25 protein-coding genes and 1 pseudogene are annotated in these 18,995 nt (G+C 36.4%); 1 reads left to right on the top strand and 25 read right to left on the bottom strand.

Features of this window, described 5'->3' with window-relative positions:
• Positions 1–5: 5 nt before the first annotated feature.
• The 24 genes from HMPREF3057_RS05665 to pbp2a all read right to left on the bottom strand — a co-directional run bounded on the left by HMPREF3057_RS05665 (position 6) and on the right by pbp2a (position 17,432).
• Positions 6–266: a hypothetical protein gene (locus HMPREF3057_RS05665; RefSeq protein ID WP_070696824.1), complete on the bottom strand. Its 261-nt coding sequence runs from the start codon at positions 264–266 to the stop codon at positions 6–8.
• A 117-nt stretch (positions 267–383) separates the two neighbouring features.
• Positions 384–2,753, bottom strand: a complete 2,370-nt coding sequence (gene mobP2, locus HMPREF3057_RS05660; RefSeq protein ID WP_070696821.1) for a MobP2 family relaxase — start codon at positions 2,751–2,753, stop codon at positions 384–386.
• Positions 2,754–2,771: 18 nt separating this feature from the next.
• Entirely contained in the window at positions 2,772–3,332 is a 561-nt protein-coding gene (locus HMPREF3057_RS05655; protein ID WP_070696819.1) for a hypothetical protein, read from the bottom strand.
• 10 nt (positions 3,333–3,342) lie between these two features.
• A complete protein-coding gene (locus HMPREF3057_RS05650) occupies positions 3,343–3,792 on the bottom strand; it encodes a hypothetical protein (RefSeq protein ID WP_070696817.1) in 450 nt (149 codons plus the stop codon).
• Positions 3,793–3,802: 10 nt separating this feature from the next.
• On the bottom strand, positions 3,803–4,591 hold the full coding sequence (locus HMPREF3057_RS05645) for a DNA/RNA non-specific endonuclease (RefSeq protein WP_061409477.1): 789 nt from the start codon (positions 4,589–4,591) through the stop codon (positions 3,803–3,805).
• A 2-nt stretch (positions 4,592–4,593) separates the two neighbouring features.
• A complete protein-coding gene (locus tag HMPREF3057_RS05640) occupies positions 4,594–4,941 on the bottom strand; it encodes a hypothetical protein (RefSeq protein WP_070696815.1) in 348 nt (115 codons plus the stop codon).
• A complete protein-coding gene (locus HMPREF3057_RS05635) occupies positions 4,934–5,269 on the bottom strand; it encodes a hypothetical protein (RefSeq protein WP_070696814.1) in 336 nt (111 codons plus the stop codon). Before HMPREF3057_RS05635 ends, HMPREF3057_RS05640 begins: the two co-directional genes overlap by 8 nt.
• A 404-nt stretch (positions 5,270–5,673) precedes the next feature.
• Positions 5,674–5,961 (bottom strand): hypothetical protein, encoded by a 288-nt coding sequence (locus HMPREF3057_RS05630; protein ID WP_070696812.1) that lies wholly within the window; start codon positions 5,959–5,961, stop codon positions 5,674–5,676.
• A 32-nt stretch (positions 5,962–5,993) separates the two neighbouring features.
• Positions 5,994–6,350, bottom strand: a complete 357-nt coding sequence (locus HMPREF3057_RS05625) for a hypothetical protein (RefSeq protein WP_070696810.1) — start codon at positions 6,348–6,350, stop codon at positions 5,994–5,996.
• Positions 6,351–6,470: 120 nt separating this feature from the next.
• Positions 6,471–7,307 carry a hypothetical protein gene (locus HMPREF3057_RS05620; RefSeq protein ID WP_070696809.1) on the bottom strand — a complete coding sequence of 279 codons (837 nt, stop codon included), beginning with the start codon at positions 7,305–7,307 and terminating at the stop codon, positions 6,471–6,473.
• Between the two features lie 16 nt (positions 7,308–7,323).
• The gene (locus HMPREF3057_RS05615; RefSeq protein ID WP_070696807.1) at positions 7,324–8,325 is read right to left on the bottom strand and encodes a hypothetical protein; all 1,002 of its coding nucleotides are present in this window, start codon (positions 8,323–8,325) and stop codon (positions 7,324–7,326) included.
• Between the two features lie 52 nt (positions 8,326–8,377).
• Positions 8,378–8,602, bottom strand: coding sequence for a multidrug transporter MATE (locus HMPREF3057_RS05610; RefSeq protein WP_070696798.1), 225 nt, complete (start codon positions 8,600–8,602; stop codon positions 8,378–8,380).
• 67 nt (positions 8,603–8,669) lie between these two features.
• A complete protein-coding gene (locus HMPREF3057_RS05605) occupies positions 8,670–9,116 on the bottom strand; it encodes a thioredoxin domain-containing protein (protein WP_070696796.1) in 447 nt (148 codons plus the stop codon).
• Positions 9,113–9,535: a hypothetical protein gene (locus HMPREF3057_RS05600; RefSeq protein WP_070696793.1), complete on the bottom strand. Its 423-nt coding sequence runs from the start codon at positions 9,533–9,535 to the stop codon at positions 9,113–9,115. The genes HMPREF3057_RS05605 and HMPREF3057_RS05600 overlap by 4 nt, the downstream gene beginning before the upstream one ends.
• Before the next feature lie 15 nt (positions 9,536–9,550).
• Entirely contained in the window at positions 9,551–9,754 is a 204-nt protein-coding gene (locus tag HMPREF3057_RS05595; protein WP_000878299.1) for a hypothetical protein, read from the bottom strand.
• 8 nt (positions 9,755–9,762) lie between these two features.
• Complete coding sequence (locus tag HMPREF3057_RS10305) at positions 9,763–9,924, bottom strand: hypothetical protein (protein WP_180364452.1); 162 nt, start codon at positions 9,922–9,924, stop codon at positions 9,763–9,765.
• Positions 9,925–10,012: 88 nt separating this feature from the next.
• The gene (locus HMPREF3057_RS05590) at positions 10,013–11,515 is read right to left on the bottom strand and encodes a primase C-terminal domain-containing protein (protein WP_070696791.1); all 1,503 of its coding nucleotides are present in this window, start codon (positions 11,513–11,515) and stop codon (positions 10,013–10,015) included.
• Positions 11,516–11,598: 83 nt separating this feature from the next.
• Positions 11,599–11,877, bottom strand: a complete 279-nt coding sequence (locus HMPREF3057_RS05585) for a hypothetical protein (RefSeq protein WP_070696790.1) — start codon at positions 11,875–11,877, stop codon at positions 11,599–11,601.
• Between the two features lie 350 nt (positions 11,878–12,227).
• Positions 12,228–12,470 (bottom strand): synthase, encoded by a 243-nt coding sequence (locus HMPREF3057_RS05575; protein ID WP_070696787.1) that lies wholly within the window; start codon positions 12,468–12,470, stop codon positions 12,228–12,230.
• A 69-nt stretch (positions 12,471–12,539) separates the two neighbouring features.
• Positions 12,540–12,977: a hypothetical protein gene (locus HMPREF3057_RS05570; RefSeq protein ID WP_049510616.1), complete on the bottom strand. Its 438-nt coding sequence runs from the start codon at positions 12,975–12,977 to the stop codon at positions 12,540–12,542.
• Between the two features lie 54 nt (positions 12,978–13,031).
• On the bottom strand, positions 13,032–14,300 hold the full coding sequence (locus tag HMPREF3057_RS05565; RefSeq protein WP_049510626.1) for a DNA cytosine methyltransferase: 1,269 nt from the start codon (positions 14,298–14,300) through the stop codon (positions 13,032–13,034).
• 7 nt (positions 14,301–14,307) lie between these two features.
• On the bottom strand, positions 14,308–14,466 hold the full coding sequence (locus HMPREF3057_RS10300) for a hypothetical protein (protein WP_164497031.1): 159 nt from the start codon (positions 14,464–14,466) through the stop codon (positions 14,308–14,310).
• A 5-nt stretch (positions 14,467–14,471) separates the two neighbouring features.
• Positions 14,472–14,972: a modification methylase Sau96I gene (locus HMPREF3057_RS05560; RefSeq protein ID WP_070696786.1), complete on the bottom strand. Its 501-nt coding sequence runs from the start codon at positions 14,970–14,972 to the stop codon at positions 14,472–14,474.
• Between the two features lie 255 nt (positions 14,973–15,227).
• Positions 15,228–17,432, bottom strand: coding sequence for a penicillin-binding protein PBP2A (gene pbp2a, locus HMPREF3057_RS05555; RefSeq protein WP_070696785.1), 2,205 nt, complete (start codon positions 17,430–17,432; stop codon positions 15,228–15,230).
• 86 nt (positions 17,433–17,518) lie between these two features.
• On the opposite strand from pbp2a, the gene HMPREF3057_RS05550 reads away from it, so the two are divergent.
• Positions 17,519–18,394 (top strand): RluA family pseudouridine synthase, encoded by an 876-nt coding sequence (locus HMPREF3057_RS05550; protein WP_080976186.1) that lies wholly within the window; start codon positions 17,519–17,521, stop codon positions 18,392–18,394.
• A 66-nt stretch (positions 18,395–18,460) separates the two neighbouring features.
• On the opposite strand, the pseudogene HMPREF3057_RS05545 reads toward HMPREF3057_RS05550, so the two are convergent.
• Positions 18,461–18,995 (bottom strand): annotated as a pseudogene (locus tag HMPREF3057_RS05545) (glyceraldehyde-3-phosphate dehydrogenase); the annotation flags it as partial.

The following is an 18,995-nucleotide window of genomic DNA, read 5'->3' as shown; positions in this document are numbered from 1 at the left end:
TCTCCTTAAAATCCTTCATACTGTGGTTTATACGGCTCTTTCTCTGCTTGTAGAAACGTTTCTGGATCTAAGTGAACCAATTCCCCTACTGAAAAAGATTCAAATAGCTCAGAATTTTCCTTAAAATCTAGAACCATTTCTAAATCAGAATTTCTTCCTTGACCCTCAAAATTCACTTGCTTGCTATCAGCATTCATTGCCGTAATTAGCCATTCGGCTGAGAAATCAAAGTCTTCAACTGAGACATCTGGAAATAATAGCTTCATTTTTCTTCTCCTTTCTCTTTTTATCTTTCTATTCTATGCAATAATAAAGAAATCACAGTTAAAGGGACAATATAATTCCATTTTCAACAAAAAAAGTCATTGCTTTTACAATGACCTTTATATACTTTGTCCTTTTTCCTCCAGTTCTTGTCTCTCATCGCTTCTCTCACGTTCCATGAGGGCTTTTTTATTTGCACGTTGAGCCCTTTGAAGAGAATTGGTCAGATTTCTCATGAAATCTGTATTGATGATTGCTTTACCTTGGGATTGTTGGATATTTTTTCTTTGTAGGACCTTTCTTTCTTGCATTTTCTGTGAAACAGCTTGAGCTAACTGACTTTTCTGATTACTTTCCTCCTCTGGCAACAATTTCTGATAGAGTGATTTGAGCTCAGAAAATCCTTTCGCATTCTCCTGTTTTAATTTTTGAATAGTAGTTTGATCAGTCGTTTGTGAAATTTCCTTGTTTCGACTGTAAATCTGATGCTTCAGCTGGAAAATGGAGATATGTGTCTGTAACTCTTCTATGTAGCTATCTTTCGTAACAGGATAGCCCTTTAAGAGGGTCAAAACTCCTTCATCTTGAAGAGGTTGAACTGCAGCTAATTCCTCCTTCAAACGTTTAATAGGGGCTTGAATTGTTAATGAGTCAGCCTTTTCTATAGAAAATGAAACACTATCTTCAAACTGGTTAGAAAGAGTTTGTTTCAGTGATTGATCCGCTTCACCCAGTTTATAATTTGGAGTCAGCTGCAATTCAGTCAGCTTCAGTCTTTGAAGAATCTCCTTCTTTTTTAATTCAACAAATGGTTTATCGGTTTCAAGTGGTTGAATTTGATCAAAAAGAGTTTTACGAACTAATAAACTACTCTGCTTTTCCTCCAATAAACTCAATTTTAAAGCATAGCGAAATGTTCCTAGCTCCTGGCGTTCTTTTAATGATCGATCACTTTTCTTTTTAGCTGCTTCTACAAGTTCTTTCAAATCAGCTGAAGAAAATAGCGACAAGTCTCTTAAACTAAGTTGCTTCTCCAGCAAGTCTTCTTTCATCTGACTCACATCATAAACTAATACCGTAACATATTCAGGACGTCCCAAACCTGTTCCGTATTTATCATAAGCAGCATAGACTGGTTTTGTGATTTCAAGAGGTTTCGCCCCATCTTTTAGATCATAACCCAATTTTTTCCAGGCATCTAGTGTTTTGATAACACTTGCGTTAGGATCCTGGGCTAAAATTAATTTTTGATTCTTTACTGAGAAATTGGCCAAATTTTTTTCCAGCCGAACGTCAGCTATTTCAGGAGCATTCTCACGAAATAGGTGCAAGATCTTATTTGCTAGTCGTTCTCTCAATTCCTTCTCTCGACTCGCTATTAATTGCTGCAGATGATAGCCTGCAGCCTCCTGTTGTGTTTTCTCAAAACGACCATCAACTTTCCGAATCTTTTCGTAGGTTGATTTTTTTTCAGCTGAATAAGCTCCTCTATAAGTTTCTAGGAAGTCCTTTGTTTCTTTCAGAAATTCTTGATATAGCTCTTTCCCATCATTTTCTAAATAGGAATCCAGATAGCGGTCGATGAAGAATTTGCTGACTGCAAAATCTCTTGCATTTGATCCATAACGCCATTTTTTATCCATTGGCAAATGGTTGTAAGCCTGCTCCAAAAATTTTTTTTCAGCCGAAGAACGAACCTTCTGATCTCTAAACACAGAATTGATCAACTCACTTCTGATATTTGCCAAGATTTGTTCTCGTCGAACAATCATTCCTCTAGTCTGTTCATTCAACAGACCATGAAAAACATCACTTTTAAAACGCTCAATGGTTTTCTGAGAAAAGTTACCTCTATATTCCATTCGTCCACGTGGCCGATAGAAAAATTTATCTCTTGCAGATTCAACTTCAGATAAACCAAAATGCACATGAATATTATCCGTGTTCAAGTGAATGTTAGCCCACCAAAATGATGAGTCGGATAATCCTTCTTTTTCAATCAATCTTGGCAATGCTTCACGTATGACCGACTTGATAGCTTGCTGATCAACTTTCCCAGTTTCCAGATCATATAATCCCTCCTTGGCCAAAAAATCATTATCAAAAGAGATAACACCCTGCCATAGAAGAGAGCCATTTTGATAAGCTTGCTCTAACTTACTTTTCAATTCAGTTACTTTGCTACGCTGCAAGTAATTGGCCTCTTTTGTAAAAATCGCTGTCATCTCTTCATTTTGATTTTCAGTAGCATAAGAACGATTCATATAATCGATGTACTCCTGGAAATTAAGTTTTGTTTCTGGAACTTCAGCTTGGATTTTTTGCAGTTCATCTTCAGTTAGAGACTCAATATTTTGTCTGTGCGTTTCTAAATTTAATTCATTATCAACCTCGACAGCTTCGTCTCTATTGGTGTAGTCTACAAACCCACTATTTGCTTCTGTATATTGCAGCATGAAGGTAATACTTGGACTAGAAGATACGTTCATTATTTTCCTCTCTTTGAATTAAAATAGTCCATTTTTTCTTAAAAGAGCATAGTCTTTTAATAACGGTTGTAATTCTTCAGGTTCAACTTGAAAATCATTGATCCACCGTCCTGATTGAGAAATATGTAATTCTTTTTGCTCTTCAATAAATTGCATGGGAATCAATAAGATATTTGGTTTTTCTAACTCTGAACCACTTTCTCGTTCTAAAAAGGCGACAATAAAATCTTGATTTCCTTTTGTCCTCAATTGCCAGTGATGGGAGTTCCCGTTTTTCCTTTTATACAATGAGCTGTATTTTACATCAATCGTTAGACCATCTAGCCAAAAATCATATACCGGATTATTTTTCTTGAAATACTTATTCGCATCCGTTGCATCTGGAACATACTTTTGAAAAAGCTCCTCGGCCATTCCCCCGAGCTTAGCTGTCCTAGAACCATACTGAATTTTATCTTGAATTTTAAGGCAGCCACTCTTTATTAATTTCAAATGAGCTATATGAGTTGGCAGCCCTGACTGTTTCACCGCTTCATGAAAATCTCCTGTTTCTAAATAGATTTCAACAATATCTACCATTTACTGTACCTCAATGAGAATGTTTGATAGTTTGACCACGTGCAATATCTTCTTGAATAATATCGTTGATTCGTGCCATCAATTCATGTTGTGTAGGATCCAATCGTGAATGAATAGATTCCAATTCTTGAACATCAAAATCATCTTTCGTAATAGCATGAAAGTTGGTTAGCGTTAGATAGAGAATTTGATCAAGTTGACGATGAATTGCCTTGTTATCATTTCCAGAATCAAAGGTATACCCCAAATTTTTTTCCAGCTGAGTCAGTCGCTCATAGAAATTTTTTCCTTCTCCTAATTCAATAAAAAGTTTATAAAAAACTTCAATCAAAGTGACAAGCGTTGCTGAATTATTTCGATACTGTTTCTGCAAAGCTGACGATTGTTTCAAGTAGGATTTTATTTCCTTAAATTTTTCATGTGTTTCTTCGCTAAAATATAAGCTAAGTCTTGGATTCATTTTTCCCTCCTCAAATTTTCTGAGATGATCCTGTCAAATAATTGATTTTATATCCTGGTTGAATATTAAAGATATACACATCAAATGAGATCTCATCATCTTCAATACTTTGTGCTTCCATACGAACTCCTCTAGCAACTAATTCCACATTTCTAAAGATGGGAGTTACTCGATAGCGAACATGATGGTTCGTATTTTTTATGTAGTTAGCAATTTTATTTTCATAGTAGACCATTGATGATTGTTCATCTTCAAAATTTGCATTTAAAGCACGTGTACCTGTAAATAAATTTTTAGCATTCGCATTTTCTCCACTTAATTGAAAACCGATTAAGTGAGAACGATTATATAAATAATCTTCTTTCCCGTTGAAAATTATTTTTTTATTTTTCCACCCTGTCGGTGTGACAGACGAAATAGATTCTCTGTCTTCTGTTGGCATCAATTCTTTTCCCAACATCGCTTCAGCAATTCCTACACGATTTAAAAAATCTAGATCAGAATATTTTTCCCAGCTGCCATTTTCTAAACTCAATTCGCTCTTTGTAAATTGTGATTTTTCATTGACGACAATCACCTGATTTTTTCCATCATACTCCTTCGATTTCAAATCATCATTTTTCAGAGTAGGATTCAAATTTGAGTCGGAATTTTTTTCTTCAGCTGAATCGGCTATGTTCAATTGATTCGGGATATCATTTTGTGTTAAGCCAGATTTGATAGCATTAAAATTGTTAGGTTGTACGATAAAGATTGCAAGAAAAATGAGAATGATGAACAGAGATTTATTCTTCTTCATTGTTAAACACCACCTGACCGTCGTTCAGCTTCAAGTGCAGATACATCATCCATAAAATGTAACCAATTTGTAGTTAGATCATTTACAATATCTTGTTTAACATTTAAAGCTGAAAGAGAAATTTCATTCTTCAACATCAAATCTAAAATCTGACTTTGTTGTTCTTTGATGACAGATAATGTTTCCGCAAATTGGTTATTGTACAAATTCAATCCGTCATTCATTACGATATTTTGAACTTGCGATAACATAAACTCATTAAAGCTTGGATAGTTATATTTTTTGGAAATATCTCGAAGTTGTTCAAACATATCATCAGGTATATTTCTGATTTTGATTTCTTTAGGCATCACTTTCCACCTCTCCTTCATACTCTAACCAACGTGAAATATGATCGCCAAAACGATTCATTTTTTTTTCAAATTCAGATAGTATCCTGGTCTGTTTTTTCATTTGTTCCAGAACATGGTCAGAAGCTAATTTCATATTTTCCAAATGAGCAACATATAAATCTTGAGCACGATTAAATTTTCCGTATTCAATTTTTTCACGACAGATTGAGAGCAGAAAATCATTAAATGACTTAGCTTTATTTTTTTCTGCGAGTGCTTTTAGATAATTAATTTCATCATCAGTAAGCCCTCTAATCTCAATTCGATTTTGTTTTATATTTGCCATTATTTCAAATTTTCCTTTCTAAAAAACAGCGCCCTTCTTTTTTCTTTTGTCGAAGCAAAAGCCAAAAGAAGCAAAAAAGAAAACTTCAACCTCGCAACATCACGAACCGACACGGTTCTATTTTTGCGGTTTTTCAACACACTAACACACACAGAGGGACTAAGGTCCTTTTTAGGTGTGTTGTGTTAGAAAAGAGCATAAGGGAAACTGTCCCCACGAAGCGTGTGGAGTTGATAGTATCAACGTTTCCGGTACCGGTAATTTTCTCGGTTTCACCTACTTACACACACATGCTATACTTACCTTTACACACTTTATAGGTGTTATACTTACACTGTTTTTCCTTTTTACACACTTTTGCTTACACCGTTTTTGACTTCATTCGGAAGTTCAAAACTCAAAAATTAAGACTGATTTTCAGCTGGAAAGTTTCCTTCTTCACGCTTTTTCTTAGCTGCTAAACGTTGTTCTTTTTCCTCTTCTTTGATGAGATTTAATTCCATTTTTAACTCTTCAAAAATTGATTCATACGACTGATTTTTATTTTTCTTCAATTGAATTTGAACATAAATTTTACCAATTTGTTTTTGAAGATTCTCTTCTGCTTCTTTACGTTCCTGTTCCAAAACGGCAACTTTTTTCCTTGCCTCTTCTAGTTGATTATCAATTTTTGTTAAATCATTTTTAGCCATGATTACTTCTCCTTTTTCTAATTTCGTATTTCTTAATCCCTTAATTTATTTCCTGCAAAGCTGGCAATTTTTTCTTTTATAATTTGGAAGTTGCTCCACAAATCGCCATCTAGCTTTTTCAAATCAATCACATAAACTTCATGATCATTTTTCTTGATAGTTAATGTGAAAGAACGTTCATTAATTTTAATTTCCTGTAAAACGAGGTACATTGAAGAAAACATTTCTCCTTTATATCCTGGATTACTACGATAGGTTATTCCATATTCATCAATATCCAGCGCAACCCATTTTTGTTTTCTAAGCAAACCTTTTGTACTTGTGAATACAGTACGATGCTTTCTAACTGGTTGATTCTCCTTTGGTGCTAATTTAAGTTGTTCTTTCATTTTTCTGCCTTTCTTTTTTTGATTGATTCTAGTATAAAAGATAACTAAAAAAAATTTTTTAAAGGGACAACCATAAAAAACAAATCCCCCTAATTCAAAAATTAAGGAGATTTTTGACTACTATTTGTTGGTAAACACGAACTCGCCTTTCATAGAAAATGCACTCTTTTTACTTACATTAAATTGAATCAACTCGAAATAAAAATCATGTTTTTTCCCAAAAGGATATACACTAAACACTAAATGATACATTTCATCTACATCAGAAAATCCCTTTTTCAAAGGAGACTTAAAAGGAGCTTCAAAACCTTTCCATGTTACTCTATAATGAGAAAGACCTGTAAATCTTTTATAGTTCAAAAAACTTAATTCTACAATATCTTGATAATCCTTTTTTACTGCTCGCTGATTAATCGTAATCATTCGTTGGTTTGCATCACCTTCATCAGCATCCGTAAGAAGATTGATTTTAGGAGGTAACTCGTCTCTTAATTTTCGGATTCCAAGATAGTCCTTATTCAAGACATTTTTAAATAAATATCGTAGAAATAGTTTTGCTTGAAACCACTTCATAAACTGATAAATACCAATACTAAAAAGAAAAATTAAAATCCATAATTCAGATTCATTCTCTTGAAATGGAAAATCCAATGCTTTCGAAAAAATCCATAATAACACAAAATTTCTCATGAAGTAAAAAATAAATCTCTCAACTCCAAAACGCAACTTCAAAAAAGGACTAGCTAAGATAAATAAACTCATTAAAGACACTAAATAATTTGAACTAATTTCAAGTATTGCTGAAATTTCTTTAATCAGAACAGCACACGCTATCATTTCAAACACTAAATATTGCCATTTAAACAACTGACCAACCAGCCAATTCACTCCACAAATTGCAGATAATTTATATCCCAATTTATCAGTTTCTTTTACCATTTTAATTAAATTTTTCATTTTATTTTACCTTACTTTAATTCATTTCTACAGTTTCAATAGGGTTTGAAAATTCAAATGTCCCATCTTTAACTGCCTGTTTTTTCTTATCCAAAGACTCCAATTTAGCCTTCAACTTTTCAATGTTTTTATAGGCTGTTTCAATGGTTCTATTCTTCGTTTCGATGTTTGTATCCAGCGTAGCAATATTCTTTTGATTGGCTTCAAGATCATCACCTGTTAGATATTTTGCTTCTGCTTGAAGACTCGCTTTTCGTGAGTTATCATCTTCAATAGATTCCTTCAATTGAGCAATTGATGTCGTCAATTTTTGAGACTGTTCATTCTGGAAATTGATCTCTTTTTCGATTTCCTGAAGAGTAAATTCTTCTCTGGAGACAACTTCAATAGCTTTGATTTCAAGCTGAGGATTTTGAGGAGTTACAAAAAATTGTACAGTGTCATCTTCCCCAGATTTCTTCTGAGAAACCTTTTTAGAATCACTGGATGGTGATGAAATATTCACATCAATTGAGCTAGAAGAGACTGTCTGATTCATCACATCGATCGCAAATGCACCAAAATTTTTCGGAACTCCTTTAATAATAACTGATACTTTATTATCAATGATTGGCACAACATCCATCTCTATTTTTGAGTCTTTATGTTGCGCATAGAGTTTCCATTTCAATCGTTTGGCATCGATGCCCCGATCTATCGAAGTCGTAGCATCTTTCGTCTCAAATTGTAAAACAATAATTCCAGTATCTGGTGAATATTCCTGGCTAACAAGTTTCATCTCACCACTGCCATTCGCAAAAATCTGCTTTGTTTTGAGTTGTTCTGAGGTATATGTTTGTCTTTGTGGCGAGAAAATCGCTCCCATCAAAAGGCTTAACCAGGTCAAAAATAACATTGAGAAAATAACTAATTTTCTCTTAATAATATTCTCTTGAAACCAAACTTTAGTCTTAATAAATGGCTTCAAAATTGGGCTAGATTTTATCTTTTCAATCCAGCGCTTGATTGTATCTATCATAGTGGATATATCCTTTCTACTTTATGTGAATTTTTGTTTTTAGAACAATACCTTATCTCTGATCTTCATGCTTCTTATATCCTTTCCAAATAAATGAAACCTTACTTTTCGGCCAAACACTTTTTAGTAACATTAAGAACGCTAATGGTAGCCTTTTCGTTTTGATTTCATTTCCAAAGTTATCACATATAGTTATCCTGAAGAGCGGTACGAACCAGATCGCAATCAAGAAAGTTCCAACCACGCCATGCGCAATAGCATTTAAAAATTGATACATACTACCTCCTTAAACATATTTCAATCTTTGAAAAGCTGTCTCGGCCCACTTACTCAGCTTTATTCTTTTAGTCATTTAGGGCCTCCTGGATTGCTTTCTCATCTGCTACAATCTTTTCCTCTGAATCCCTCGAAGCATATAGATATTTCTTTATTTTTCCCTTACGAATTTTGATGATAGTTGCAGCTTTTTCAACCTGGTATTTTTCTACCAACTTTTGACCTTCTTCTGTCTGAGTGTCAATGTAAAATGTAGGATAAGAACCTTTATTGGCTGCATCTACAACTACACTCTTTCCAACCTGACAGTAAGGACAATCTTTTTTATAAAATACTAGATTTACATTTTGATCAAGTACAGTATTCTGGTATTCCCTCTGAGTAAGGTGAAGATCATAATCTAAGATAAAATGATCTTTATACACCCTATACCCTCCTAGAACTGCGAGACTCACAACTAAAATGACAAGAATAGCCCCTAAAGCTAACTTAATGTGTCTAAAAAGCTCTCTCATCCTATTTCCTCCTCATCCATAAAATCAAATATGGATCCTTGAACATAATCAATCTTGGCCAATTCTTTTATTTCTGATTTCAAGTTAGTGAAAGTTGTCATCACATCTTGAAAGAGTAAAGGATCAAATTCCTCAGAGTCTAATACACGGACAATTGGCAACATTGGATAATGATCTCTCAACTCCTCCTGCAGGTAATCTGAAATCATTTTATCATTCGAGATAACACTATCTACTCTAATAATCGCTGGAATGCTAGAAATACTCTCCTCGTTTTGATAGAAAGTTAAAGCGACATCACCTGCAGAAACAGACTCAAATTTTAAGTTATCCGATGAAAGTTTAAAATAATAAGCCAATGGTTCCTGACCAACCCCTGTTAGGTAATAACCTCGAATAATTTTGAATAACTCTGACATCGACCTTTCCCCTTCCTAACAAACTTTTAGAAGTCTAAACGGAGCTTGATACACATCTGGATAGTGAATCAATCTCTTTTTTCTTTGTTCAGGAAGTGGTTTACGGTAATGTTTTTGAAGATACTGAAAAGCTAGTCCCAAGGTATCAAAAACTAAAACTTTATTCTCCCCATTACAAATATAGTCACCTAATTCAAAACTGAAAATTACGTACTTCATTCTTCTTCTCACTTTCTATTTTGGCCAATCATTGCCAGCTGATCTGTCTCTAACTCATCATCATATCCATTTTCAAAACGAACTTGTTGACGAATCCCTATAAGTGAGACAATTAATAAAACTCCTCCAACAAATATAAGGCTAAATAATCCAACTATAACTAAAATCATATCATTCCTCCATAGGTTATTTTATGTACATGTATATCCTTGTAATAATCGTAGATATAAATGTAAGGCAGTTGACGGGTTTTTTTGATTATCCAATATCAAGTTCAAATAGGGATAGTTGTTGTGTTTGTTTAAAGCCATCTTTAACCCTTTCTATCGCTCTCTGAGTAAACTCTATACTTTCTTCAAAGAAAGCAGCAATATTGGCCATATAAGCCTCCTGACGTTCTTTCTTCACCTGGATAAGGGAAAGCAAGATTGATTTGATAGAGGCTAATCTGATGCCTCCTCCACGCCCGTGTTTGACTGTGAAGAAGATTTTTTGTTCTGCTTTGAGAACTTTCAATACTTTATCCAATGAGCGCTCAGGGATGTTCAACTTCTCTCGTATCTCTTTTTTCGTCGTCTGGATAAATGGATCCTCAGATTGATAGAAGACTTCTAAATAGGCCATGACATCTGTTTTCCATTCATAGAGATGACTATTCTTTCTATCTGCACGTTTCTTCTTAAACTTGTACCAACGTTGCTTCACAAAGAGATCTGAAGCCTTGAGTTCCTGGTTAATCCATGCTTTACATAAAGTCATCACATAGTCACGACTAGCAGCTTCATATTTTCCTGAGTAGGCGCTTGTGATAATCTTATGAAATTCAGCTGAAGAGAGTGGTTCATCTAGATTTGCATTAAAGTTAGAAAGAACTTCCTCACACTCTCCTTGATCGATTCCTGAAGAGAAGTTAGCTAAAGCCAACGTGAAAAGAACATTGTTTCTTCCCATCAGGGCTTTTCCACCCTTGATATTTCCCTCTCTCATCAGCAATTGATACCAGGGTTCATCAATCTGTTTCACACCTTCAGAACCTGAAATAACCGTCAAATTGGGCTTTTTGCTTGGAAAGGGAAGATCTGATTGCTTCATCGACCAATCTAACCACTCCTGGAAGGAATAGGTATAGTCAGCATCAAAGAATTCAACATTATCAGTTCGAGGAATCCGAGCAATTCCAAAATGGTTACAGGTCATATCTACTGGTAAAGTTTGAGCAAAATAATTTCTCAAATTTTGAGAGATAGCTTTAGCCACCTTTACCACTCGAAATTGGGAATGAGCTGTAACATAGGCCGATTCTGATAGGACAAAATAGGCTTGAAATCCTTTATCAGATTTTAGAATCAACGTCGGCATAAAACCTAGCTCCAAGGAAGTAGTTAAAATATCTCCTGTCGTCATTTCTTCAGCTGCAGATGTAATATCAAAGTCAATGTAGAATGTGTTAATCTGTCTAAGATTATCTTCAGAGTGTCCACGTGTAATCCGTCGACCAGCATCACTATAGCTTCCGTAGCAATATACGTTAGGAGTCCAGTGTGTAAATTGACCCTGGTTCTCCAGCAATGATTCAACAGAGGTTAAAACAACACCACGTGCCTTCACCATATTTGCTTTTGAACGATAAGCAAATACAGATCCTCGTCTTCCTTCTTCAGTTGAATTGATGAGCTGTAAATGGCTATTCTTAAATTTTTGTGTTCTTAATCCGTCTTTTGTGATGATGGATAAGCATTTTAATAAATCAATCTTTTTCATGATTTTTAGGTCTCTCATATTCCTTCACTAGTTATAGTTTGAAATCAAATACACTTATAAAATATTTTTCCAAAAGCTCTAATCTATTTAAACAGTGATAGTGGAGATGCCCATACTCTAAATAGAAAATCAGTCACCTCAGAAAATAAATCAAGAATTTTTTGGAAAATTTCAAATATAAAATCTAGTAATCTCAAAAGTAGTTCAGCATTGAAAATATATAGCAGAGCAACTACCAGTATCATTGCTAACAAGATCATTAAACTATACTTTAAAAAATTTACGGATTCTTTTTTACTGTCTGGTAAATTTGCAACCCTTTTTTCTTTCTTATTCTGTAATTCTTTACCAAAAAAATTCATAATATTACCTTACTAGTATCCAAAAAGATAAAGCCATCCATCCCAACACTGAGATAATGAGTAAACCGACTATTTCAATGAGAAAGATAAAAAACAATCCCAATAACATGAACTGCATTATTTTATTCTCAATTAATCCAGAACTTATTAACGACATTAAAATCCAGTTGGCGAGATATATTAGAAACCGAGAATAAGATATAGGAATAGCGATAAGCGAGATAAAGCAAAGAACTATATTACCCAGCACTTTCCGCAAACTCTTAGAATAAAGAATGTTTTCCCTTATGGATTTCAATCTATCCTTTGCTATGAAAAAATAATAATACAATACTGTCATACTATGCCTCCTATTTTAATTCAAATGAACTTATAATATACGGTAACAACTCAATAGATGAGAAGTAAATCATTATCCCTCCGACAATAATTAAAAAGATACTCCACATCCATTCCCAAGGACTTAGAGAAAAAAAGAAATCTTTCTCACCACTCCAGCCAAGTCTAATGTCTGTATTTTTAGCTATGATAAGTACTCCATCGAACGAAATGTACACTCCTACAACAAACAATACAATAAAACCAAAAATCATATAATTTCCTCCTTGCTTATTTCTAGGCTTTTAAAATAAATAAACTAACAAATAAAATGGTGATAGAAACTATCTACCGTAGTGAAGTTCACCTTCACTGTCCTCGTATTCGAGCCAGTGGTCCATAACATCCGGACCTTCTTGTAACTCACGTCCAGTAGGAGAACACCACTCCTCATTTCCATTAGATGTTTCAAACACCTTTTGAAAAACACCATTTCGGTCAACGTCCACAAAGCGTGGATATGTAACAGTGATTTCAGGCGGTTTTGGGAAACTCATCCAATAAATAACATTACTACAAGTATTTTCAAAACCAATGCCATCGTTAAAATCAACCCAGATATCTGTATACACTTCTTCGCTTTCACTTGTGTAAACAAGAACCTCTTCGTCTAATTCAGGGGTTTTCCCGTCCCACATGAATTCAACTTCATCTCCGTATTCCTTTTTTTCTTCGCTAGTAAGGGGTCTTTGTGTAATTTTTTTCCAGTCTGTATTTTTCATATTTCTTTCCTCTTATGTTCTTCCTCATTTATTCAACAATTCTTCTGATAGCAACTATTCTATAAGTATTTCCAATTCCTTTGCGATAGCAGCAATGACACTCACAGTCACGCTATTTCCTGCTTGCTTGTATAATTGACTGTTGCTATTCACTTCTTGCGCCTTATCAAAAGCCCAATCTGGAAATCCTTGTAATCTCCAACACTCACGAGGTGTCAACTTTCTGATCCTAAATCCATCTGATAAATAATTATTTTCCTGATAGCTATTCCTAGTTAAAGTAGGAGCGATGTCATGTTCTCCACCTTGGTTATAACCATGACCACGTTGGATTATTTTAGGTTCTTGCCCACCACCTTGCATTGTGGATAGAGTGGGAGCTAGTCCATTTGTATCATATACTCTTGAGTTTTGGTCATGATTTCCAGGCAATTTCCCTGCGATTAGAATTCCATGCTTATCTTGCGTAGTCAAAGTAAACATAGGTTCTTCGTTAGACTTACACCTGCACCCATTTTGTCGTTTATCCGTGCAATCAGGAGTTAAAACAGGTATGGCTATCTTTTGCCCCTCTCCCTTGTTGGTTGTGAGTGTGGGAGCCAATCCAGCTGATTCATAAACCTCTCCATTCATCCCATTTCCTGAAGGATGGATGTTTCCGATAGACCTCACTTTCTGCGATTTACTTTCAACAATGTACGCCCCTGCTCCTTGTGAGTTGCCATATCTGGTTGTAATGGTATTGCTGTACTGCTTTTTGATTGAATTAGCTTGCTGGCAACTTTTTGAGAGAGGAAAAACTCTTCTGGTACATTCTCCTCTAAGATGTCCGATAACGAACACCCGTTCTCTGTTTTGGGGTACTCCAAAATCCTTGCTGTTAAGGATTTGCCATTCCACATTGTACCCCAATTCATCCAAGGCTCCGAGGATGGTTTCAAATGTAGCTCCTCCGTCATGGTTGAGGAGTCCTTTGACGTTCTCAAGCAATAGATATTTAGGTCTGAGAATAGATGCGAACCTTGCAATTTCAAAGAAGAGACTTCCTCGTGTATCTTCAAAACCTCGTCTGTTTCCTGCAATGCTGAAAGCCTGGCACGGAAATCCTCCACAGATAATGTCCACACGTCCGATTCTTCGAATAGACTCATCTGATACTGCTGTGATGTCATGTAGTTCTATTTCTCCTTTCGTATCGTGTATAGCTTTGTAGCTAGCTCTTGCAAATTTGTCTATTTCGCAAAATCCTATACATTCGTGACCAGCGGACTCCATACCAAGACGAAAGCCACCGATACCTGCAAACAGATCTAGAAATTTCATATGATTTTTAATTTCTTTCATCATTAAACCCCAAAAAACAGTGGCTACAAATAGTCTCATCTCGATCCATCCACCAACAACTACCCCATTTTTCATCAACACAAGGGGTAGTCCAAGTACATCCGCATTTTTGACAAATACCTTTCTTTAATACTGCTTCTTTCATGATAATTACTCCTCATTGATTCTCATACTTTTAGGTAGCTTTTTACTCGGTAAACAGTAACCTTCGGATAAGTCCCTTTTGCCATAAAATTCAGGACTATTTGTCATGATGTGATCACTTCTTTTCCACCCTCGACGAAGTTGTTTGTACGATAAAGAAACACGCTTCTCAATTTCTTTAAAACTAAATCCCAGCTTCAAATAGGTTGTTACAATAGTTGTAGCATGTTCTTTGGACTCTTCGCTTCTTGTTCTTCTCTGAAAGTTAATCTGCTTATCTTCTTCATTTAATGCTATCTGATAGGCAATAAACAACTTCCGCATTTCCATAATTTTATGTTGCCAGGCCAAGCTATAAGGTTGTCCTGAATATCGATTAATCAAGTCCTTTACGGGTTGTTTAAATTTCATCTGAAGAGGATCGAATTCGCCAAGGTCAGAAAATGGATCAATGAATCCTAATGGTTCGCTTTGAATTAATTCATTGTATAGCGCTTCTCTGTCCATCCTAATTTATCTCCTTCTTCAAATGCACGTCATTGAGTCAAATAAGCTTAATTGGATGGTTTTAGGCGCTTGTTCGCTGTTTCCATTCTTATCATGATCGATAACGTCAAAGATTTCTAACGTGTCTAAATTCATTACAATCTCTAATCCTACCATCGTTGAACTCCTCTCAAATAGAATTTTAAGCGAACAAAAAAGAGAACAGATTTCTCTGTTCTCCTAAAAATATTGAATTATTTGATTTTCTAAAAACTCTTACCACTTACAACGAAATAGATTAAGGATTGAGTCCCATATTGTCTGGGCTTTTTCTTTTATTTTAGCTTCTGAAATCGCACGACCTGCTTCATCTACAAGATTTTGTGCACGACTACGAATATCTCCTATTGGGTCCTCAGACTGGTTTGTCTCATTTTCAACAACCTGCTTTTTCGTATTTTCTGGTTCAATACCATTTTGTTTATAAGCATTCTCAACTGTAAAAGTGCTACCTGTAGTGTAAGGTAAAATGGTATTAGCCATACTTCTAAAGACATGGGCTGCTCCATTGGAGGTCGAACCTGCTAGATAATGGTTCTCATCTGTTGTTGGGAAACCGAGCCAGTGGCTGATTACCACATCCGGAGTATAGCCGATCACCCACTGGTCACTTGTATATTCTGGGTTGAAAACAGCTTCAGTCGTACCTGTTTTACCAGCCATAACATAATCTGCCGGTGACGAACTAATTCCTGTACCATTGGTAAATGTTCCTAGCATCATGCTGGTCATTTTATCGGCTACCGACTTATCAATCACTCGTTTTTGGGAGTTTTTATGACTCTTGATGATCTGGCCGCTGGCATTTTCAATACGAGTGATGAAATGTGCTTCAGGCATCAAACCTCCATTAGCAAAGGCTGCATAGGCTTGCGCCATCTGGAGAGGATTCGTTTCCACACCTCCACCAAGAGCAACTCCAAGAACTCGGTCAACTTTTTCCATATTCAGACCAAATCTCTCCCCAGCGTCAAAAGCTTTGTCAATACCTAATTCATTTACAGTCGCAACAGCTGGCAGGTTGAGTGATTCCGCCAAGGCCTGATACATAGGTACTTCTGGAGATGTCTTAATACCCGCATAGTTATCTACTTGATAACTGTTGTACTGCATCGTATGATTATCCAGTTGCTTGTTCAAGGCCCATCCTGCTTCTACTGCGGGTGTATAAACGACTAAAGGTTTAATAGTTGAGCCTGGGCTACGCTTAGACTGAGTGGCATAGTTGAAATTGCGGAAGCCTGGTTTGTCATCACCAGCTACACGGCCAACAACTCCACGCACTCCACCCGTTTTAGGCTCTAGAGCAACACTACCTGATTCGGCATGCGTTCCATCTTCTGCCGTTGGAAATAGCGAAGTGTTTTCGTAAATAACCTGCATGTTTGCTTGGTAGTTTTGGTCAAGCTCTGTGTAGATTCGATAGCCGTTGTTGACAATCTCTTCTTCTGTGAGATTGTACTTGGAAACTGCTTCGTTGACAACTGCATCAAAATAGGACGGGTAACGATAATCCGAAACTTTGCCTTCATACTTATCTTGCAGTTGAGAAGCCATATCTACTCCAGCCGCTTCGGTTTCTTGATTTTTATCAATATAGCCCGCTGCAACCATATTTTGCAAAACAGTATCCCTACGGTTGGTCGAAGTTTCAACAGAATTTAATGGATTGTACAATTCTGGTCCCTTGAGCATCCCTGCTAGAGTAGCCGCCTGATTAAGCGTTAGTTGTGAAGCCGATACACCAAAATATTTCTTACTTGCATCTTCAACGCCCCATACTCCATTTCCAAAGTAGGCGTTATTGAGGTACATAGTAAGGATTTGCTCCTTGCTGTATTTCTTTGTCAACTCTAAGGCAAGGAAAAACTCCTTGGCCTTCCGTTCAACGGTCTGGTCCTGGGAAAGATAGGCATTTTTCGCCAACTGTTGAGTGATGGTGGAACCCCCTCCAGAACGACCCGCTGTAAGGATGGCTAGAAAGAAACGACCGTAGTTAATCCCATCATTTTTATAAAAGGAACGGTCCTCTGTCGCGACGACAGCATTCTGCAAGTCTTTACTAATATCTGTCAGTTCAACATAGGTTCCCTTTTGACCTGATAGGGCTCCTGCCTCTTTTTCTTCGCGGTCAAAAATCAGAGTTCGCGTTTTCAAGGCATTTTGCAAGTCATTGACATTGGTCGACTTGGCTATCGCAAATAGGTAGGTTCCTACTAGCAAACCTGCACTTAACCCTAAAATGATGACAATTTTTGTCAGATGATAACGGCGCCAAAATTTCCGAATCGGGCCTACTTGGGACAATTTTTTTCTATCGCTCCGTGAACGGCGCATGCTAGTCGAATCAGACTCCGCTGATTCATTCGTTTCTTTTTTAAAGAGAGAAAGAAACTTCTCAAATAATTTATCTAATTTCATGCGTTTATTTTATCATCTTCACCATAGGAACTCAAGAATTTAGCTACTCCCTATCCAAATAGGGCTTTTTTTGTTACAATATCTGTATGCAATTCACATTTACATTACCCGAATCCTTGCCTCAAATGACGGTCAAACAATTCTTAGAGGAACAACTCCTCATCCCTAGAAAAATCCGCCATTTTTTGAGAATAAAGAAGAACATCCTAATTAACCACAAAGAAATTCACTGGAACGAGATGGTCAAGCCAGGGGACATTTGCCAGTTGACTTTTGACGAGGAAGATTATCCCCAAAAAGAAATCCTTTGGGGCAATCCAGACCTCGTTCAAGAGATTTATCAAGACCAACATCTCATTATCGTCAACAAGCCCGAAGGCATGAAAACTCACGGAAATCAACCTAATGAAATTGCCCTTCTCAACCATGTCTCTGCCTACGTTGGTCAAACCTGCTATGTCGTTCATCGCCTGGACATGGAAACAAGCGGTTTAGTGCTTTTTGCTAAAAATCCTTTTATCTTACCCATTCTCAATCATTTGTTGGAAAAAAAGGAAATCGTTCGTGAGTACTGGGCACTTATAGAAGGGCGAGTAGAGAGTAAAGAACTTATCTTCCGAGATAAAATCGGCCGTGATCGCCACGATCGTAGAAAAAGAATAGTTGATGCAAAAAATGGACAATATGCTGAAACGCATATCAGTCGATTAAAGCAATTTCCAAATCAGACTACCCTTGTCCGTTGCAAACTAAAGACCGGTCGAACGCATCAGATTCGTGTTCACCTTTCTCATCATAAGTACCCTATCCTGGGCGATCCTCTCTATAACTCTAGATCAAAAGTAAGCAGGCTCATGCTCCATGCCTTTCGACTTTCCTTTACCCATCCACTTACCTTAGAAAAATTGAGTTTTACTGCCCTCTCGGATACTTTCGAAACAGAATTAAAACAAAATGGATGACACTATCATCCATTTTTCTATACAAAAAAGCAAGACCAGAAGGCCTTGCTTTTATCGACTCAAGAATTATTTAGCGATTTTTGCAAAGTATTCAAGAGTACGTACAAGTTGTGCAGTGTATGACATTTCGTTGTCGTACCATGATACAACTTTAACCAATTGTTTACCATCAACGTCAAGAACTTTAGTTTGAGTTGCGTCAAACAATGAACCGTAAGACATACCTACGATATCTGAAGATACGATTGGATCTTCTGTGTAACCGTATGATTCGTTTGAAGCTGCTTTCATAGCTGCGTTCACTTCATCAACAGTAACGTTCTTTTCAAGAACTGCTACCAATTCAGTAACTGATCCAGTTGGAGTTGGAACACGTTGTGCAGATCCGTCAAGTTTACCGTTCAATTCTAGGATTACAAGACCGATAGCTTTAGCAGCACCAGTTGAGTTAGGAACGATGTTTGCAGCACCAGCACGAGCACGGCGAAGGTCACCACCACGGTGTGGTCCATCAAGGATCATTTGGTCACCAGTGTAAGCGTGGATAGTAGTCATCAATCCTTCTACAACACCGAAGTTGTCTTGAAGAGCTTTAGCCATT

The sequence above is a fragment of the Streptococcus sp. HMSC072D05 genome (assembly GCF_001815805.1).
In the GTDB taxonomy this organism is placed as follows: Bacteria; Bacillota; Bacilli; order Lactobacillales; family Streptococcaceae; genus Streptococcus.
This window is presented reverse-complemented; position numbering and strand designations above follow the sequence as displayed.

Bases quoted from the DNA above. Each gene is read 5' to 3' on its own strand.
- HMPREF3057_RS05665 (WP_070696824.1), bottom strand. From the start codon at position 266: ATGAAGCTATTATTTCCAGATGTCTCAGTTGAAGACTTTGATTTCTCA.
- mobP2 (WP_070696821.1), bottom strand. From the start codon at position 2,753: ATGAACGTATCTTCTAGTCCAAGTATTACCTTCATGCTGCAATATACA.
- HMPREF3057_RS05655 (WP_070696819.1), bottom strand. From the start codon at position 3,332: ATGGTAGATATTGTTGAAATCTATTTAGAAACAGGAGATTTTCATGAA.
- HMPREF3057_RS05650 (WP_070696817.1), bottom strand. From the start codon at position 3,792: ATGAATCCAAGACTTAGCTTATATTTTAGCGAAGAAACACATGAAAAA.
- HMPREF3057_RS05645 (WP_061409477.1), bottom strand. From the start codon at position 4,591: ATGAAGAAGAATAAATCTCTGTTCATCATTCTCATTTTTCTTGCAATC.
- HMPREF3057_RS05640 (WP_070696815.1), bottom strand. From the start codon at position 4,941: ATGCCTAAAGAAATCAAAATCAGAAATATACCTGATGATATGTTTGAA.
- HMPREF3057_RS05635 (WP_070696814.1), bottom strand. From the start codon at position 5,269: ATGGCAAATATAAAACAAAATCGAATTGAGATTAGAGGGCTTACTGAT.
- HMPREF3057_RS05630 (WP_070696812.1), bottom strand. From the start codon at position 5,961: ATGGCTAAAAATGATTTAACAAAAATTGATAATCAACTAGAAGAGGCA.
- HMPREF3057_RS05625 (WP_070696810.1), bottom strand. From the start codon at position 6,350: ATGAAAGAACAACTTAAATTAGCACCAAAGGAGAATCAACCAGTTAGA.
- HMPREF3057_RS05620 (WP_070696809.1), bottom strand. From the start codon at position 7,307: ATGAAAAATTTAATTAAAATGGTAAAAGAAACTGATAAATTGGGATAT.
- HMPREF3057_RS05615 (WP_070696807.1), bottom strand. From the start codon at position 8,325: ATGATAGATACAATCAAGCGCTGGATTGAAAAGATAAAATCTAGCCCA.
- HMPREF3057_RS05610 (WP_070696798.1), bottom strand. From the start codon at position 8,602: ATGTATCAATTTTTAAATGCTATTGCGCATGGCGTGGTTGGAACTTTC.
- HMPREF3057_RS05605 (WP_070696796.1), bottom strand. From the start codon at position 9,116: ATGAGAGAGCTTTTTAGACACATTAAGTTAGCTTTAGGGGCTATTCTT.
- HMPREF3057_RS05600 (WP_070696793.1), bottom strand. From the start codon at position 9,535: ATGTCAGAGTTATTCAAAATTATTCGAGGTTATTACCTAACAGGGGTT.
- HMPREF3057_RS05595 (WP_000878299.1), bottom strand. From the start codon at position 9,754: ATGAAGTACGTAATTTTCAGTTTTGAATTAGGTGACTATATTTGTAAT.
- HMPREF3057_RS10305 (WP_180364452.1), bottom strand. From the start codon at position 9,924: ATGATTTTAGTTATAGTTGGATTATTTAGCCTTATATTTGTTGGAGGA.
- HMPREF3057_RS05590 (WP_070696791.1), bottom strand. From the start codon at position 11,515: ATGAAAAAGATTGATTTATTAAAATGCTTATCCATCATCACAAAAGAC.
- HMPREF3057_RS05585 (WP_070696790.1), bottom strand. From the start codon at position 11,877: ATGAATTTTTTTGGTAAAGAATTACAGAATAAGAAAGAAAAAAGGGTT.
- HMPREF3057_RS05575 (WP_070696787.1), bottom strand. From the start codon at position 12,470: ATGATTTTTGGTTTTATTGTATTGTTTGTTGTAGGAGTGTACATTTCG.
- HMPREF3057_RS05570 (WP_049510616.1), bottom strand. From the start codon at position 12,977: ATGAAAAATACAGACTGGAAAAAAATTACACAAAGACCCCTTACTAGC.
- HMPREF3057_RS05565 (WP_049510626.1), bottom strand. From the start codon at position 14,300: ATGAAATTTCTAGATCTGTTTGCAGGTATCGGTGGCTTTCGTCTTGGT.
- HMPREF3057_RS10300 (WP_164497031.1), bottom strand. From the start codon at position 14,466: ATGAAAGAAGCAGTATTAAAGAAAGGTATTTGTCAAAAATGCGGATGT.
- HMPREF3057_RS05560 (WP_070696786.1), bottom strand. From the start codon at position 14,972: ATGGACAGAGAAGCGCTATACAATGAATTAATTCAAAGCGAACCATTA.
- pbp2a (WP_070696785.1), bottom strand. From the start codon at position 17,432: ATGAAATTAGATAAATTATTTGAGAAGTTTCTTTCTCTCTTTAAAAAA.
- HMPREF3057_RS05550 (WP_080976186.1), top strand. From the start codon at position 17,519: ATGCAATTCACATTTACATTACCCGAATCCTTGCCTCAAATGACGGTC.